The following is a 15,645-nucleotide window of genomic DNA, read 5'->3' as shown; positions in this document are numbered from 1 at the left end:
TCAGCTCCGCTCCGCCAGCAGGCCCATCCGGCGGGCCAGCTCGCCCTCGGCCATCCGCCGCCCGCCGAACGGGGCCTGCACCGCCGTCCGCCAGCCCGGGTCGGCGGCGGGGCTGCCGGGCACGCCCAGCTCGGTGGCGAAGTCGGCGGCGACCTGCGCGGTGCGGTGGGTCAGGGTGGCGCAGGCGGTGAGCACGGCCGCGGCGGCGGTGCCGCCGGGCTCCTCGCCGCGCAGCCGGGGGCCGAAGCGGGCGGCGGAGGTCAGCAGCGCCAGCTCGATGTCCAGCCGGGTCAGCTCGTGGGCGAGGTACTGCGAGGCGGCGAGCACCCCGACGGCCGGGTCGGCCAGTTCCCGCCGCAGCTGCGCCACCGCCTCCGCGGCGTGCGCCGCGGCGACCGGGACGTACGCCCAGGCGTAGGCGTCGACGGCGGTCAGCAGGGGCCCGCCGGGGTCCCAGGAGACCGGCCGGGACAGCAGCGCCGGATCGACGCTCACCCCGGCCACATCGGCCCAGCCCCACCCGTCGGGGCCGGCCGTCCGCACGCCCGGCTCGTCGTGCCGGACCAGGCACAGCCGTGGACCGTCGGCCGCCTCGACCAGGACCAGCGCGGCGGCCGCGGCCGGGTTGCCGTAGCGGTACCGGCCGTCCAGGACGATGCCGTCCGCGTCGTGCCGGGCCCGGACCCCCGGCGCGGGCAGGGCCAGCGTGGCGTCCGGGGTGAACAGGGCGAGCGCGCAGGGCAGGTCGCCGGCGCGGACCGCGGTCACGGTCGGGTGTGTGGCCTCGCTGAGCAGGTCCAGCAGCGGACGTACCCCGCAGGCGTGTTCGAGCACGGCGGCGGCGTCCGGCAGGCCGATGTCCGGGCCGGCGGCGAGCAACGCCTCGGACACCGCCGTGGCGGGTGCACCGGCCGGGGCCAGCTCGGCGAGCAGGCGGCGGACGGTGGCGCCCCGGGGCGTGCCGGTGAGGGTGGGCGCGCTCATGCCCGGTCCTCCCCGGAGCCGGCCGACCGGATCAGCGCGACGATGCCGTCCACGCTGGACAGCGCCTCGGCGTCGCGCTCCGGGTCGACCACCACGTGGAACTGCCGGTCCAGGGCCTCGATGAGGTTGATGTACGCGATCGAGTTGACCCCGGCCGCGTCCAGCGATCCGGCACAGTCGCGCAGGTCGTCCACCGACACCGCCCGACCCGTGGCCAGGACGATCAGCGACTCCACCCGTTCCCGCAGGCCGGTCTCGCCGGTCCGCACGTCCACCCCGGTCATCCTGTCCTCCTCCACGCTCACGACCGGATCCCGCCCTCCGGCCGGTCCGCCGACTCGGCGACGACGGCACGCAGGTCGGTGAGGCGCACCTTCCCCGTCGACGAGCGCGGGATCTCGGTCACGAAACTGATCCGCTGCGGCACCTTGTACGCAGCCAGCCGGTCCCGGCACCCGGTGACCAGCCCGGCGCGGCCCAGCGGCGGGCGGCCCACCACCGCCAGGTGCAGCAGCACCTGGTCGTCCGCGCCGGTGTCGGCGAAGACCACCGCGTCCCGCACCCCGTCGAGCTCCTTGACCACCGCTTCGATCTCGCGGGGGTCCACCTTGCGGCCGGCCAGGTTGATCGGTCCGGACAACCGCCCGGTGATGAAGAGCCGCCCGTCCTCGACGTGGCCGAGATCGCCGGTGGCGTAGAAGCCGTCCGCGTCGAGGCGGCTCTCCAGCAGCCCGGGAGCGTTGAGGTAGCGGCTGGCCATCGAGCTGGTGCGCAGCTGCACCTCCGGCCGACCCGCGGAGCGGGACCGGGTGCGCAGCACCACCCCGGGCAGCGGGGTGCCCAGACCCCGCCGGTACGCGGGATCCCGCTCGAAGGTGCAGGGACCCGCCTCCGCGACGCCGTAGTAGTCGGCGATCCGCACCCCGTACCGCTTCTCGAAGCGGGCGCGGACGTCGGCCGGGAGTTCCGCGCCGGCCGAGACGGCCAGGTCGAGGCCGGCGAACCGGGCCGCGGCGAGGTCGGCGTCCGCCAGCATCCGGTAGACGAACGGGAAGGCGACCAGCCGGGTGGCGCGGGAGTCGGCCAGCGCCCGGACGATCTTCGCCGAGGTGGGCAGTCCCGGGTGGACGGACAGCTCGGCGCCGACCAGGAACGTGGACAGCAGCGACGTGTTGAACGCCAGCCCGTTGGTGAACGCGGCGAGGCACAGGGTCCGGTCCGCCGCGCCGAGTCCGGTGCCGGCGACCCAGTTTCGGGCGGCGCTGTGCACCGCGAACCCGGAGAACTCCAGGCACTTGGGCACGCCGGTGGTGCCCGAGGTGAACCGGCACACGGCGGTGTCGCCGAGCAGGTCCGGCACGTCGCCGTCGGCGGGGACGGTGACCAGGGCGTGCGTGCTGCCGGCGAGCGGCACCACCGACCCGGGCACCAGCGGGAACTGCGCCGCCGACTCGGCGTCCACCAGGTAGGCGGTCACCCCGCAGCCGGACCGGATCGCGGTCAGTTCACGCTCGCCGAACGCCCGGTCGATCAGCACCGGCACCCGGCCGCTGAAGACCACGGCGAGGTAGGACAGCAGGTAGTCGATGCTGTTGTGGGCGTACACGGCGACGCGGTCGGGGTTCGGGCCGGTGCGCCGGGCGAGGGCGGCGTCGAGGACCCCGGCCAGCCGGGACGCCTCGTCGGCCACCTCCCGGTAGCGGAGCACCGCGGCGCCCTGGCGCAGCGCCGGCCGATCGGCGAAGCGGGCACAGGCCGCCCGGAAGGTGGTGTCGAGCCGGTGGTCAGACATGGCCGGCCGCCGTCCCGGCGCCGACCGGCGCAGGCGTGGGGTGCGGGTCGCCGGCCAGTTCGGCCCGGCACGCGAAGCTGTGGTTGGCGAGGGTGAGCATGGTGGTCTGGCTGCCGCCGGCCATCCGCAGCCCGCGCAGCTGGGCCAGGTCACGCAGGGACGGGCTGCCCCACATGTAGCCGGCGCCGCCCTCCAGGTCGCAGCAGAGTGCGGCCAGCGCGCCGGCCCGCTCGACGCAGAACCACTTCAGCTCGGCCACCTCCGGCACCGCCGGGGCCGCCCCGTCCACCCGGTCCAGCAGGTCGGCCAGCCCGGCCGCCATGAGTTCCAGGTCGGCCCGCGCGGAGGCCAGGGCGTGCGCGTTGACCGGCCAGGCCGACAGCGCCCGGCCGCCGAGCCGCCGCCGTGTGGTGTGCCGGCCGATGTGCTCGAGCAGCCGCCGGTGGATCAGGTACGCGTCGGCCGCGATCAGGTAGCGCATCCGGGTCATCACCCGGTTCCAGCGCAGCAGCTGGGCGACGCCGCCCCGGGAGAGCACGTGCGCCGCCGGGACCCGGACGTCGGCGAAGTCGAGGCGGGCCGAGTCCACCGACCGGGTGCCGAGCTTGTCGTACACCGTGCCGACCCGCACACCCGGCCGGTCCTTCTCCACCAGCACCAGGGCCGGCGTGCCGTCCAGCCGGACGGTGACGAAGCAGAGCCCGGCGACCGCGCCGTTGATCACGTAGCGTTTGGCACCACGCACGACCACCTCGTCGCCCTCGCGGCGGGCCGTGGTCGGTTCGTCGGCGGAGGGGTCGGTGTCGCACTGGCAGGCCACCAGCGTGCCGTCGAGCAGCCGCGGCAGGTACCGGTCCCGCAGCTCGGGCGCGGCGTCGGCCAGCCAGTACGCCGCCACGTCGTTGTGCACGTGCATGCCGAGCAGGACACCGGCGTCGGCCAGCGGCGCCATGGCCTCGCCGAGCACGAGGCTGCCCAGCAGGCCCAGCCCCCGGCCGCCGAGCGCGGTCGGCAGGGCCACGCCGAGCAGCCCGGCGGCGGCGATGTCCCGCCAGGCGCGCGGGGTCAGTGGTCCGTCCGGGCCGTCCCGCCAGCCGGCCAGCCGCTCGGGCGTGAACAGCTCACCGGCGGCGTGGGCCAGGTCGTGGTGCGCCGGGGTCAGCCGGGCCGCGAGGACGGTGTCGGTCACCATGGGTCGCTCACTTCGTACTCCGATCTGCGCCGGTGCTCAGATGAGGCCCGCGGCCGTGCGGCCGTGGCTGTACGCGACCGGGTCCCGGTCGACCTTGCGGGCCGCCGGGTCGGCGACCCCGACCGCGAGCAGGTAGATCACTTCCTCGCCCCGCGGCAGCCGGCCCAGCCGGGCGGCGTGCGCCTCGTCGAAGCCGCCCACGCAGGTGATGCCGACGCGTTCCCGGGCCGCGTTGACACACATGCGCTGCGCCACGTGGGCGGCGTGGAAGTGCACCTCCGCCAGGCCGGCCCGGCCCTGCTCGCGCAGCAGCGCGCGCAGCGGCGTGTGCAGCAGCACGAGCGCGCCGGCGTGCCGCAGCCCGTCCTGCCGCTGGCAGGTGACCAGCACGTCCTCCTCCCCCACGGGCCCGCCACCGGCCGGGTGCAGGGCGTGCCGGCGCGCCGACCAGGCGTACGCGCCGGGAGCGAGCCCGGTGACCGCGCGGGCCACCAGGCGGACGCCGACGCCGGCCGGGCCGGCCTCGGCGAAGTCGGCGGCGAGCCGCCCGTCCAGGCCGTCGAGGAGGCCGGCCAACTGGTCCAGGGACACCGCCGCCGGGAGGAAGCCCTTGGCCGACTGCCGGCGCGCGGCCAGCGCGGTGTGGTCGCCCGTTCCGCCCCCGGGCCGGCGCAGCGTGACGTCCGCCGACGGATCGGCCGGGGACGGCGGCTCGGTCACCGAGGCGATCCGGCCGGGGCGGGCGACCGCCGCCGGGGCGTAGGAGAGGCTGATGTCGCGCAGCGCCTCGAAGTTGCGGCGCTCCGGGTCGCCCGGCGGCTCCAGCCGGGCCTGCCGGTGGTCCCGCCACACCGGGGTCACCACGCCGTCCCCGCCGGCCGGGGGTCCGGCGGCCGGCCGGTCGGTCGAGGTCCGCCCGGGGGCGGTGATCGTCACGACGGCCTGGGGTTCCCGGCAGGTGCCGGCCAGGCCCAGGGCGTGGGTGAGCCACTGGCGGCGGAACCGCAGGTGTACGGCGGCCTCCAGGCCGGCCGCCCGGGCCGCGAGCGCCAGGTTCGTGGCGGCGTGGCCGATGTCCAGGTAGGTGTACAGGTAGCCGCGCCGCCCGTACTTGGCCATCGACGTCCACGGCCGGGCGACCAGGGTGACGACGGCACGCACCGGCGCGGGCCCGGCGTCGGCCAGCCCCGCCTGCGCGACCAGCTCGGCCAGCGGCACCGGTGGGGCCGAGGCGAGCGGGTTGAGCTGCCCGGAGTCCACCTCGTACAGGTAGGTGACGCACCGCTCGCCGTCGCTCAGGCCGACCAGCACCTCGAAGGGGTACAGCGCGCCGGCCGACGGCGTGGTGCGGGCCTGGACGAAGGTGCCGCCCTTGGCCAGGACGGTGCCGTCCCGCTGGCCGCACCCGCGACCGAGCACGCCGGCCAGGGCGGCCCGGATCGCCTCGTCCGTGCCCGCCGTCGGCTCGGCCTGGTCCGGGTAGCGGGCGTCGTCGGCGCTGAGCCGGGTCGCCTCCCAGAACTCCAGCAGCGGGGTGTCGGACCGGAGCTGGGTGCGCATGGCTTCCTCCGTTCGCGGGCACGCGATGACCGGACCGGTCCGCCGGGTCGCGACCGGTGGAGCGGGCACGTCCGGAATTCGGGCCGCAGGATGTCGTGACCCCTATTCGGCGGTCATTCCGCCACCATCGTCGGCCCGCCCCTCGCGGCGCGCATCTCCGAAATTGCGGAGCCCTCCGAACCGGCGCCGACCACGCAATCGGCGGCCCCTCGTGCCATCATTCGCGAATGCGGCCGGAACAATTGTGCGGAGTCTGGTGGGCGCGGCTGACGGAATTGCGTTCCGAGCATCTGGAGCTGCTGGACGCCGACGAGCTGCGGCGCCGGGCCGGCTTCGCCCGCGACGCCGACCGGGACCGGTTCACCCTCGGCGCGGCGCTGCTGCGGCTGGCCGCCGGGGCCCGCCTCGGCCTCCCCGCGCGCCGGGTGCCCGTGCGCCGCCGCTGCCCGGACTGCCGCCGTCCGCACGGCCGGCCCACCCTGCCCGGGCATCCGCTGCACCTGTCCGTGACGCACGCCGCCGAACTGGTCGGGGTGGCGGTGACCGCCGCCGGGCCGGTCGGCCTCGACGTGGAGCACGAGGTGGAGCTGGACTGGCGGCGGCTGGCCCGGCGGATCCAGGCGCCCGGCGAGGCCGACCCGATCCGCTCGCCGGCCGGCTTCCTGCGGTGCTGGACGCGGAAGGAATCGGTGCTCAAGGCCACCGGCGACGGGCTGCGGGTGCCGATGTCCGAGGTCGCGCTCGGACCGGGGCCCACCCTGCTGCGCTACCGGTCGCGCGTGTGCCCGCCGGCCCACCTCACCGACCTGCCGGCGCCACCGGGCTACGCCGCCGCGCTCACCGTGCTGGCCGCCGCGCCACCGAGGGTGACGCCACAGGCCGCCGGTGGACTGCTCGCGATGACCATCGACCGCGCAATCTGCGAGAAGACCCGTGTGGGCGAGGAGCGCAGAATGGTCAGCGGGCGCCCTGCGGGCGGTGGGTGAGCCGCCTACGAAAAGCGACCCCGAGTGCGTTGTCCAGACCGACCGAAAGCGCCGGCCGGACCATTTCCAGCGGTCGGCGCGAATTCCCCTCGTTCCTTTCAGGAAGGGTGTCAGATGCGGGTTCTCTTCGTCACCTACGCCGAACGGACCCACTATTTCCAGATGGTGCCGACGGCGTGGGCGCTGCGTACCGCCGGGCACGAGGTCCGGATCGCCAGCCAGCCCGCGCTGCAGGACACCATCGTCGCGTCGGGGCTGCCCGCCGTGTCGGTCGGCCGGGACCACAGCTTCGACCAGGTGCTGGTGGAGAAGTCCGACGACGAGGGCTGGTCGGAGCGGGTGGCGAACGTGCTCATCGACCCCGCCGGCGTGGCGTACGACGACTTCGTGCGCTTCCTGCGGGAGGCCACCATCTACTCGGGACAGGTCTTCAACGACCCGATGGTCGACGACCTGGTGGCCTACACCCGGCAGTGGGAACCGGACCTGATCGTCTGGGAGATGTTCACCTTCGCCGGGGCGGTGGCCGCCCGGGCCACCGGCACGCCCCACGTGCGCCTGCTCTGGGGCGCCGACGTCATGGTCCGGATGCGGCAGCACTTCCTGTCGCTGCTCGCCCAGCAGCCCCCGGAGCGGCGGCAGGACCCGCTCGGCGAGTGGCTGGCACGGACCGCGGAACGGTTCGGCTCCTCCTACGACGAGGAGCTGATCACCGGCCAGCACACCCTCGACCAGTCCCCGGCCAGCATGCGGCTGCCGCTCGGCCTGCCCACCGTCACCGCGCAGTACGTGCCGTACAACGGGCCGTCGCGGCTGCCCGACTGGCTGCGCGAGCCGCCCACGCGCCCCCGCGTCTGCATCACGGCGGGCATCTCGATGCGCGGCTTCCACGGCCACGACCCGGTCCCGGTCAAGACCCTCCAGGCGTTCGGCGACCTCGACCTGGAGGTCGTCGCCACGCTGGTGCCGCCCGAGGGCGAGACGATCGACCTGCCGGACAACGTGCGGCTGGTCGACTTCGTGCCCATGCACGCGCTGCTACCCACCTGCGCGGCCGTGGTGCACGTCGGCGCGGCCGGCATCGGGGCGACGGCCACCCGGTGCGGGGTGCCCCAGCTCACGCTCGTGCCGGCCCAGTGGGACGCCCCGGTCCGCGCCGCCCGGATCCAGGAACTCGGGGCCGGGCTGAGCATCCCGCAGGAGGAGGTCACCCCCGAGGTGATCCGCGAGGCCGTGCTGCGGCTGGTCACCGAGCCGTCGTTCCGGGCGGCCGCCGGCCGGCTGCGGGCCGAGGTGCTGGCGGAGCCGACCCCGAACGAGGTGGTCGGCGTCCTCGAACGGCTGGCCACGGCATGCGACCCCCGCTGACCGCACCGCCGCACCGACGCCGGGCCCCGGTCGCCCGGCCCGCCTCCGGGTGGGAGGCCGGCCGGTGACCGGCGCGGCGACCAGCGGGACGGCGTCGGCCACCGCGACCGGCTGGCCCGACGACGGCCTGCGTCAGTGGTACGAGGAGCGGCGCACCGCCAGCACCAGCACGGTGACGCAGGTGCCGCTGGACGCGCTGCGGGGCTGGCGGACCGATCCCGCCACCGGCGACCTGGGGCACCGCAGCGGGCAGTTCTTCACGGTGACCGGGCTGGACGTGCGCGGCGACGGCGGGCCGGTGCCGGGCTGGCAGCAGCCCATCATCTCCCAGCCGGAGATCGGGCTGCTCGGCCTGCTGGTCCGCCGGCGGGCCGGGCTGGAGTGCCTGGTGCAGGCCAAGATGGAGCCCGGCAACGTCAACGGGGTGCAGATCTCCCCGACCGTGCAGGCCACCCGCAGCAACTACACCCGGGTCCACGGCGGCACCGGGACCCCGTACCTGGAGCACTTCGTCCGGCCGGTGCGGGGATCCGTGGTCGCCGACGTCCTCCAGTCGGAGCAGGGCTCCTGGTTCCTGGGCAAGCGCAACCGGAACATGGTGGTCGAGGCGGTCGGGCCGGTCCCCGAGCAGGAGAACTTCCGCTGGATCCCGCTGCGGGACCTGCAGCTGCTGATGGGGCTCGACAACGTCGTCAACATGGACACCCGTACGGTGCTGGCCTGCCTCGCGGCGGTGCTGCGCCCGTCGACCCGGCCGACCGGCGACGCGTTCGCCGACCTGGTGGCCCGGGGCTTCTCCCCCACCGGCGGCGCGGTGGAGCGCGACGTCGACGTGTTGAGCTGGCTCACCGCGCTGCGCAGCCGCCGTCCCCTGGTCGCCCGGCGGATCGGCCTGGCGGCGGTGCGCGGCTGGCACCGCGACCGGTTCGCGATCGACCACGACGCCGGGCGGCACTTCAGCATCATCGGCGTCGACGTGCGGACCGCCGTCCGGGAGGTGTCCGGCTGGAGCCAGCCGTTGCTGCGGCCCCGCGGCCGGGGCGTCGTCGCGTTCCTCGCCCGGCCGATCGGCGGCGTGCTGCACCTGCTCGCCCGCGCTGCCGTCCAGCCGGGCCTGCGGGACGTCCCGGAGCTCGGCCCCACCGTGCTGTGCCGGCCGGAGAACTACGCCCACCTGCCGGTCGCGGACCGGCCGCCGTTCCTGGACGCGGTGCTGACCGCGCCGCCGGAACGGATCCGCTACGACTGCGTGCTCTCCGAGGAGGGCGGCCGATTCCACCACGCGGAGAACCGGTACATGGTGGTGGAGGCCGACGAGCGCGTGCCGGTGCGCCCGCCGGAGGACTTCCGCTGGGTCACCCCGCGCCAACTGGCCATGCTGCTGGCGCACAGCCACTACGTGACGGTCGAGGGGCGGTCGCTGCTGGCCGTGCTCTACAGCCTCGCCGGGGCGTGCCCGTGAACCGCGCCGGGCCGGTCCGGCTGGGCGTCCTGGGCTGCGCGGACATCGCCTGGCGCCGCACCCTGCCGGCGGTGCTCGCCGAGCCCCGGCTGCGGCTGGTCGCCGTGGCGAGCCGCGACGGCCGGCGCGCGCAGCGGTTCGCCGACCGGTTCGGCGCCGCCCCGGTCACCGGGTACGACCGGCTGCTCGACCGCGACGACATCGACGCCGTGTACGTGCCGCTGCCGGCCGGGCTGCTGCCCCGCTGGGTCGACGCCGCCCTCGCCGCCGGCCGGCACGTGCTGGCCGAGAAGCCGCTGGGCCGCACCGGCGCGGAGGCACACGACCTGGTCGCCCGGGCCGCCGCCCGCGACCTGGTCCTCATGGAGAACAACGCGTTCCAGCTGCACCCGCAGCACGACGCCGTCCGGCGGCTGGTCGCGGCCGGGGAGATCGGCCCGTTGCGCACCGTCACCAGCGTGTTCGGCATCCCGCCGCTGCCGCCCGAGGACGTCCGGTACCGGCCGGAGCTCGGCGGCGGCGCGCTGCTCGACCTCGGCTTCTATCCGCTGCGGGCCGCGCAGATGTTCCTCGGGCCGGACCTGCGGGTCGTCGGCGCCCACCTGCACCCCGGCCCGTCGGGCGTGGACGTCGCCGGCTCCGCCCTGCTCGCCGCACCCGACGGCGCCGAGGCGGCGGTGTCCTTCGGCTTCGGTCACGCCTACCGCAACGCGTACGAACTGTGGGGCGGCGAGGGACGGCTGGTGCTGGAGCGGGCGTTCACCCCGCCGCCGGAGCACCGGCCAGTGCTGAGCCTGCACGACGCCAACGGCGCCCGGCAACGCACGCTGCGCAGCCACCACCAGTTCGCCGCACTGGTGGCGGACTTCGCGGACGCGGTGACGACACGCCGGAGCCTGCGGCAGCACCACGAGGAGGTGATCGGGCGGGCGGCCCTGGCCGAGGCGGTCCGCCGGCACGCCGGGGTGGAGGTCCGGTGACCCGCCCGCGCGCCGTGGTGGTCGGCGCCACCGGCTTCCTCGGCCGGCACGTGCGGTCCGCGCTCACGGCGGCCGGCTGGGAGGTCGTGGCGGCCGCCCGCCGCCCGGACGGGCCGCGCCGGATCCCCCTGCCGCCCGCCGGGCCGCTGCGCCCCGTCCTGGCACCTGCCCTGCGCGACCTGGCGCCGGCCCTGGTGGTCAACGCGGCCGGGCTGATCTGGCGTCCCGAGCCGGCGGCGATGGCGGTGGCCAACGCCGAGGTGCCGGAGCAGATCGCCCTGGCTCTGGCGGACAGCGCCGCACCGGCCCGCCTCGTGCATCTCGGCTCCTGCCTGGAGTACGCCCCGGTGCCACCGCCGGCCGCGATCGACGAGCGCACCCCGACCCGGCCCGCGAGCCCCTACGGCCGGTCCAAGCGGGAGGGCAGCCGCCGGCTCGGCGCGGTCGCCGCGGCACACGGCCTCGACGTCGTGGAGCTGCGCGTGTTCAACGCGATCGGGCCCGGCATGTCACCGGTCAGCGTGCTGGGCGCCGCGCTGGACACGCTGCGGGAGGCCCGCGGGCGCGGCGGGCGGGCCGAGCTGCGCCTGCTGAACCTGCGCCAGCACCGCGACTACGTCGACGCCCGGGACGTCGCGGACGCGGTGGTCGCGGCGGCCACCGCGGCGGTGGGCGACGACCGGGCGCTGAACGTCGGCTCGGGGGTGGCCCGCTCGGCCGAGGAGGTCGTCCGCGCCCTCGCCGTGGCAAGCGGTGTCGGCCACGACCTCAGGCTCGTGCCCGCACCGGCCGGCGCGGCCCGGACGGCCGGCGCGAGCTGGCAGCTGGCGGACATCCGGCGGGCCCGCGCGGTGCTCGGCTGGTCGCCGCGCCGCTCGCTGAGCAGGACCGTCCGCGACGTGTGGGCGTCCGCGGACGCCGACGACCCAGCCCCACGCGACTCATGGAGAGAGAAGGCGAGCAGGCATGACTGACCTCAAGGCGAGGATCCTCGAACTGGTGCGCGAGTACCACCGGGAGCAGAGCGGCGCCGAGGAGTTCGTGGCGGGTGAGACGCCGGTGCTCTCGTCCGGCCCGGTCTTCGACGAGACGGAGCGCGAGGCGCTGGTCGAGGCCGCGCTGGACATGCGGATCGCGGCGAGCACGTACGCCGTGCAGTTCGAGCGGCGCTTCGCGCGCCACTTCGGGATGCGCAAGGCGCAACTGACCAACTCCGGCTCGTCGGCCAACCTGCTCGCCCTGTCGGCGCTGACCGCGCAGGAGCTGGGTGACCGGCGGCTGCGCCCGGGCGACGAGGTGATCACGGTGGCCGCCGGCTTCCCCACCACCGTCAACCCGATCGTGCAGAACGGCCTGGTGCCCGTGTTCGTCGACGTGGACCTGGGCACCTACAACACCACGGTGGAGCGCGTCCGGGCCGCGATCGGGCCGCGGACCAAGGCGATCATCGTGGCGCACACGCTCGGCAACCCCTTCGACGCCGCCGGAATGATGGCCCTGGCCGAGGAGCACGGGCTGTGGCTGATCGAGGACAACTGCGACGCGGTGGGGTCGCTCTACCAGGGCCGCCCCACCGGGACGTTCGGGCACCTCAGCACGGTCAGCTTCTATCCCGCGCACCACATCACCATGGGTGAGGGCGGCTGCGTGCTGACCAACAGCCTGGAGCTGTCCCACCTGGTGCAGTCCTTCCGGGACTGGGGGCGCGACTGCTGGTGCCGGCCCGGTGAGGACGACCGCTGCCACAAGCGGTTCGGCTGCCAGCTCGGCACGCTGCCCTTCGGGTACGACCACAAGTACACGTTCTCCCACATCGGCTACAACCTGAAGACGACCGACCTGCAGGCCGCGCTCGGGCTGCGCCAGCTCGACCGGGTGGCCGCGTTCGGCGAGGCCCGGCGCAAGAACTGGCAGCTGCTGCGCGCCGACCTCGACGGCGTGCCGGGCCTGCTGCTGCCCGAGGCGACCCCGGACAGCGACCCCAGCTGGTTCGGCTTCGTCATCACGGTGCGGCCGGGGGCGCCGTTCACCCGCAACGACCTGGTGCTGCACCTGGAGTCCCGGCAGATCCGGACCCGGCTGCTGTTCAGCGGGAACCTCACCCGCCACCCGGCGTACCGGCAGGTCGACTACCGGGTGGTGGGCAGCCTGGAGAACAGCGACGTCATCGTCGACAACACCTTCTGGATCGGCGTCTACCCCGGCATCACCGACGAGATGACCGCGTACGTGGGGCGCACGATCCGGGAGTTCGTGGCCGAGCGGTCCCGCGGCTGAGCCGCGACGCCCACGGGCCCGGCCGGACGTCGTCCGGCCGGGCCCGTCCCCGTCGAGCCCTGGTCAGGCCGGGTCGCGGCGGTGCTCCGCGGTCAGACCCTCCAGCAGCGGCACCACGTCACGGGGCGTCGGCACCGCGAGCAGTTCCCGGCGCAGCCGCTTGGCGTGGTAGGCGTACGACGGGTCGGAGAGCACCCGGTCCAGCGCCTTGCGCAGCAGCTCCCCGGTGAGCTTGTCGGAGTCGGCCACGTAGACGCCCGCGCCCTGGTCCTCGACCCCGTTCGCCACGGCCAGCGGGCCGAACCACTTCTCGCTCCAGTACGTGCCGGGCACCACGAGCTGCGGAACCGCGTGCTCGTACGCCGAGGCCGACGCGCCGTTGCCGCCGTGGTGGACCACCGCCCGGCAGGTGGGCAGCAGCACGTTGAGCGGCACGAAGTCGGCCAGCCGCACGTTCGCCGGCACGGGCGTGTCGCCGACCTGCTCGGCGTTCAGCGTGGCCACCACCTCCACGTCCAGCCCCTCCACCGCCTCGAACAGGTCCGCCGCGGTCGCCTCGGCGACGTCGGCGGCCCGGTGCGAGACACCGAGCGTGAGGCAGACGCGCGGCCGGCCGTCCGGCCGGTGCAGCCACTCGGGCACGATCGACGGGCCGTTGAACGCGGTCGGCCGCACGTGCAGGTAGCGGGCGCCCTCCGGGCGCCACATCCACGGCGGCTGGGTGTCGATGGTCCAGTCACCGGTCAGCACGTCCTCGTCGAACCCGCTGCCGTAGCGCTCCAGCAGCGGCTCCAGCCATTCGCGCAGCGGGTCCCGGTCCGGGCGGCGGCGCAGCGCCGCGGTGCGGAGCTGGACGTAGCCGTCGGCGCCGAACAGCAGGCGGGCGTGCGCGGCGCCGCAGGCGCGGGCCACCACCGCGCCGGCGTAGCTGAGCCCGTCCCATACCACCAGGTCGGGCCGCCAGGCGCGGGCGAAGCCGACGAGGTCGTCGAGCATGTCGTCGGGGCAGAGGTGCCGCAGCAGGTGGCGGGTGAGGTAGTCCAGTTCGCCGTACGGGTCCTCGCGGGCGTAGTCCTCCTGCCGGGGGTGGTCCGGGGCGGCCGGCTTCTCCGCCGGCTCGGCCGCGGCGACCCGCATGAGGGTCTCCCCCATGTCCGAGCCGACCAGCACCCCGGTCAGGCCCGCATGCGTGATGCTCTCGGCGAGGTCCGGCTGGGTGGCGACGCGGACGTCGTGTCCGGCGGTGCGCAGGGCCCAGGCCAGCGGGGTCAGCACGAACAGGTGGGAGGCGAGGGCGGGTGGGGTGACGAACAGAACGCGCACGGATCTCTCCTAACGTCGGGCGATGGTCAGTGGCGGCGCGGGACGGGCGGGCACGGGCGGCCGGTCGGCCGGGAGGGGCACGGACCGCGGTCGGGGCACCGCGACGGGCACGAACGCCGCCTCGCAGTCGAAGGCGGTGGCGAGGCTGCGCAGCGCCCGGTGCAGCGCGGCGGCGGCGCACACGGCCTCGACGAGGGTGTTCGAGACGGACAGCGCGAGCGTCGTCACGCCCGCCCGGTGCAACGCCTGCTGGAACGTGGGCAGCACGCGCGGGTCGGCGCGGATGCCCTCGCCGTGCAGGGCCAGGCGGGCCACGTCCTCGCGGCAGCGCACGGTGGCGGCGCCGCCCGCCGGGCAGGTCTCGGCCAGGGCGGCCAGGACCGCCGGGCCGTCGGAACGCGCCGTGACGAAGGTCAGCTCGGTGCCGTCGGTGGCCGGTAGCAGGGCCAGCATCTCCGCCACCGCGCCGGCCCGGCCGACGGCGGCGAGGACGGTGGCGACGTCCGCGGTCCCCGGCAGGCCGGACACGGACACCAGCACCCGGGTGTGGTCGTGGGTGAGACGGCGGACGATCGACCCTTCCATCTGGCGGCCCCCGGGATGCTCGACGGTGACGCGGCGGGTTCCGGCCCGCCCGGGTGGGTGCCGGTCACGGTGGGGCCCGGGGCGGTCGAGGACGGCGGGAGCGGGAGCCGGCCGGTTGTCGTGACGGCATGGTCAGCCCAGCAGCCCCAGCAGGTACTCGCCGTATCCGCTGCTCAGCAGCGGCCGGGCCAGCTCGCGCAGTTCCGCGTCGCTGATCAGCCCGGCCCGCCAGGCGGCCTCCTCGACACAGCCGATCTTGCAGCCCTGCCGCTCCTCGACCACCCGGACGTACTCCCCGGCCCGGGCCATGTCGGCGACCGTGCCGGTGTCCAGCCAGACCGAGCCCCGGTCCAGGACGGTCACGCCCAGCCGGCGCTCCCGCAGGTAGTGGTCGTTGACCGCGGTGATCTCCAGCTCGCCGCGCGCGCTGGGCCGCAGGCCACGGGCGACCTCCACCACCGTGTTGTCGTAGAAGTAGAGGCCGGGCACGGCGTACCGGGAGCGCGGGCGCGACGGCTTCTCCTCGATGGACAGCACCCGGCCGGCGGCGTCGAACTCCACCACGCCGTACGCCGACGGGTTCGGCACCGGCCAGGCGAAGATGTGCCCGCCCACCACCTCGGCGCCGGGCCGGGACCAGCGCCCGAGGTCGGTGCCGTGGAACAGGTTGTCCCCGAGGATCAGCGCCGAGCCGCGTCCGTCGAGGAACTCCTCGCCGATGAGGAACGCCTGGGCGATCCCCTCCGGCCGGGGCTGGACGGCGTACTCCAGGCGCAGCCCCCACTGGGAGCCGTCACCGAGCAGCCGGACGAAGGCGTCCCGGTCGTCGGGCGTGGTGATGATCAGGATCTCGCGGATGCCGATCGAGATGAGTGTGGACAGCGGGTAGAAGATCATCGGCTTGTCGAAGACCGGGACCAGCTGCTTCGAGATCGCCTTGGTCACCGGCCAGAGCCGTGAGCCGGTGCCCCCGGCGAGCAGGATCCCGCGCATCGGCGGGTCGGGCCGGAGCGCCGTGCCGGCGCCCGGGACGGGCGCGGCGCCCTGGCGCTCCCGGCGGTCGGTCCGCGAACCAGATTCGATCATGATCGCTCAGCCACCCTGACGTTGGTGGAGGACGCCGGGCGGGGCGGACG

At 75.5% G+C, this 15,645-nt stretch carries 14 protein-coding genes; 6 read left to right on the top strand and 8 right to left on the bottom strand.

Going from position 1 to position 15,645, the window contains the following annotated elements:
* The 5 genes from ABZW14_RS20065 to ABZW14_RS20045 are packed head-to-tail and all read right to left on the bottom strand — an operon-like array spanning position 1 to position 5,528.
* Positions 1–984, bottom strand: coding sequence for a hypothetical protein (locus ABZW14_RS20065; RefSeq protein ID WP_355348372.1), 984 nt, complete (start codon positions 982–984; stop codon positions 1–3).
* Positions 981–1,268 (bottom strand): phosphopantetheine-binding protein, encoded by a 288-nt coding sequence (locus tag ABZW14_RS20060; protein ID WP_355348369.1) that lies wholly within the window; start codon positions 1,266–1,268, stop codon positions 981–983. Before ABZW14_RS20060 ends, ABZW14_RS20065 begins: the two co-directional genes overlap by 4 nt.
* A gap of 17 nt (positions 1,269–1,285) precedes the next feature.
* Positions 1,286–2,776: a class I adenylate-forming enzyme family protein gene (locus ABZW14_RS20055; protein WP_355348366.1), complete on the bottom strand. Its 1,491-nt coding sequence runs from the start codon at positions 2,774–2,776 to the stop codon at positions 1,286–1,288.
* On the bottom strand, positions 2,769–3,968 hold the full coding sequence (locus ABZW14_RS20050) for an acyl-CoA dehydrogenase (RefSeq protein WP_355348364.1): 1,200 nt from the start codon (positions 3,966–3,968) through the stop codon (positions 2,769–2,771). Before ABZW14_RS20050 ends, ABZW14_RS20055 begins: the two co-directional genes overlap by 8 nt.
* Positions 3,969–4,004: 36 nt before the next feature.
* Positions 4,005–5,528, bottom strand: a complete 1,524-nt coding sequence (locus ABZW14_RS20045; RefSeq protein WP_355348361.1) for a nitroreductase family protein — start codon at positions 5,526–5,528, stop codon at positions 4,005–4,007.
* 275 nt (positions 5,529–5,803) lie between these two features.
* Here ABZW14_RS20045 and ABZW14_RS20040 point away from each other — a divergent pair, with 275 nt between their 5' ends.
* The 6 genes from ABZW14_RS20040 to rfbH all read left to right on the top strand — a co-directional run bounded on the left by ABZW14_RS20040 (position 5,804) and on the right by rfbH (position 12,601).
* Positions 5,804–6,514 carry a 4'-phosphopantetheinyl transferase superfamily protein gene (locus ABZW14_RS20040; RefSeq protein ID WP_355348358.1) on the top strand — a complete coding sequence of 237 codons (711 nt, stop codon included), beginning with the start codon at positions 5,804–5,806 and terminating at the stop codon, positions 6,512–6,514.
* Positions 6,515–6,628: 114 nt separating this feature from the next.
* On the top strand, positions 6,629–7,882 hold the full coding sequence (locus ABZW14_RS20035; RefSeq protein ID WP_355348355.1) for an activator-dependent family glycosyltransferase: 1,254 nt from the start codon (positions 6,629–6,631) through the stop codon (positions 7,880–7,882).
* A 64-nt stretch (positions 7,883–7,946) separates the two neighbouring features.
* Complete coding sequence (locus ABZW14_RS20030) at positions 7,947–9,344, top strand: NDP-hexose 2,3-dehydratase family protein (RefSeq protein WP_355348352.1); 1,398 nt, start codon at positions 7,947–7,949, stop codon at positions 9,342–9,344.
* Entirely contained in the window at positions 9,335–10,324 is a 990-nt protein-coding gene (locus ABZW14_RS20025; protein ID WP_355348349.1) for a Gfo/Idh/MocA family oxidoreductase, read from the top strand. Before ABZW14_RS20030 ends, ABZW14_RS20025 begins: the two co-directional genes overlap by 10 nt.
* Positions 10,321–11,298, top strand: a complete 978-nt coding sequence (locus ABZW14_RS20020) for an NAD(P)-dependent oxidoreductase (protein WP_355348346.1) — start codon at positions 10,321–10,323, stop codon at positions 11,296–11,298. Before ABZW14_RS20025 ends, ABZW14_RS20020 begins: the two co-directional genes overlap by 4 nt.
* On the top strand, positions 11,291–12,601 hold the full coding sequence (gene rfbH / locus ABZW14_RS20015; protein WP_355348343.1) for a lipopolysaccharide biosynthesis protein RfbH: 1,311 nt from the start codon (positions 11,291–11,293) through the stop codon (positions 12,599–12,601). Before ABZW14_RS20020 ends, rfbH begins: the two co-directional genes overlap by 8 nt.
* A 63-nt stretch (positions 12,602–12,664) precedes the next feature.
* Here rfbH and ABZW14_RS20010 read toward each other — a convergent pair whose 3' ends face one another.
* From ABZW14_RS20010 to rfbA, 3 genes are all read right to left on the bottom strand, one after another.
* Positions 12,665–13,924 carry an activator-dependent family glycosyltransferase gene (locus tag ABZW14_RS20010; protein ID WP_355348340.1) on the bottom strand — a complete coding sequence of 420 codons (1,260 nt, stop codon included), beginning with the start codon at positions 13,922–13,924 and terminating at the stop codon, positions 12,665–12,667.
* A gap of 9 nt (positions 13,925–13,933) precedes the next feature.
* Complete coding sequence (locus ABZW14_RS20005) at positions 13,934–14,509, bottom strand: hypothetical protein (RefSeq protein WP_355348337.1); 576 nt, start codon at positions 14,507–14,509, stop codon at positions 13,934–13,936.
* 132 nt (positions 14,510–14,641) lie between these two features.
* On the bottom strand, positions 14,642–15,502 hold the full coding sequence (gene rfbA / locus ABZW14_RS20000; protein WP_355348477.1) for a glucose-1-phosphate thymidylyltransferase RfbA: 861 nt from the start codon (positions 15,500–15,502) through the stop codon (positions 14,642–14,644).
* Positions 15,503–15,645: the final 143 nt, after the last annotated feature.

Source organism: Micromonospora sp. NPDC004551 (genome assembly GCF_040609975.1).
GTDB lineage: Bacteria > Actinomycetota > Actinomycetes > Mycobacteriales > Micromonosporaceae > Micromonospora.
This window is presented reverse-complemented; position numbering and strand designations above follow the sequence as displayed.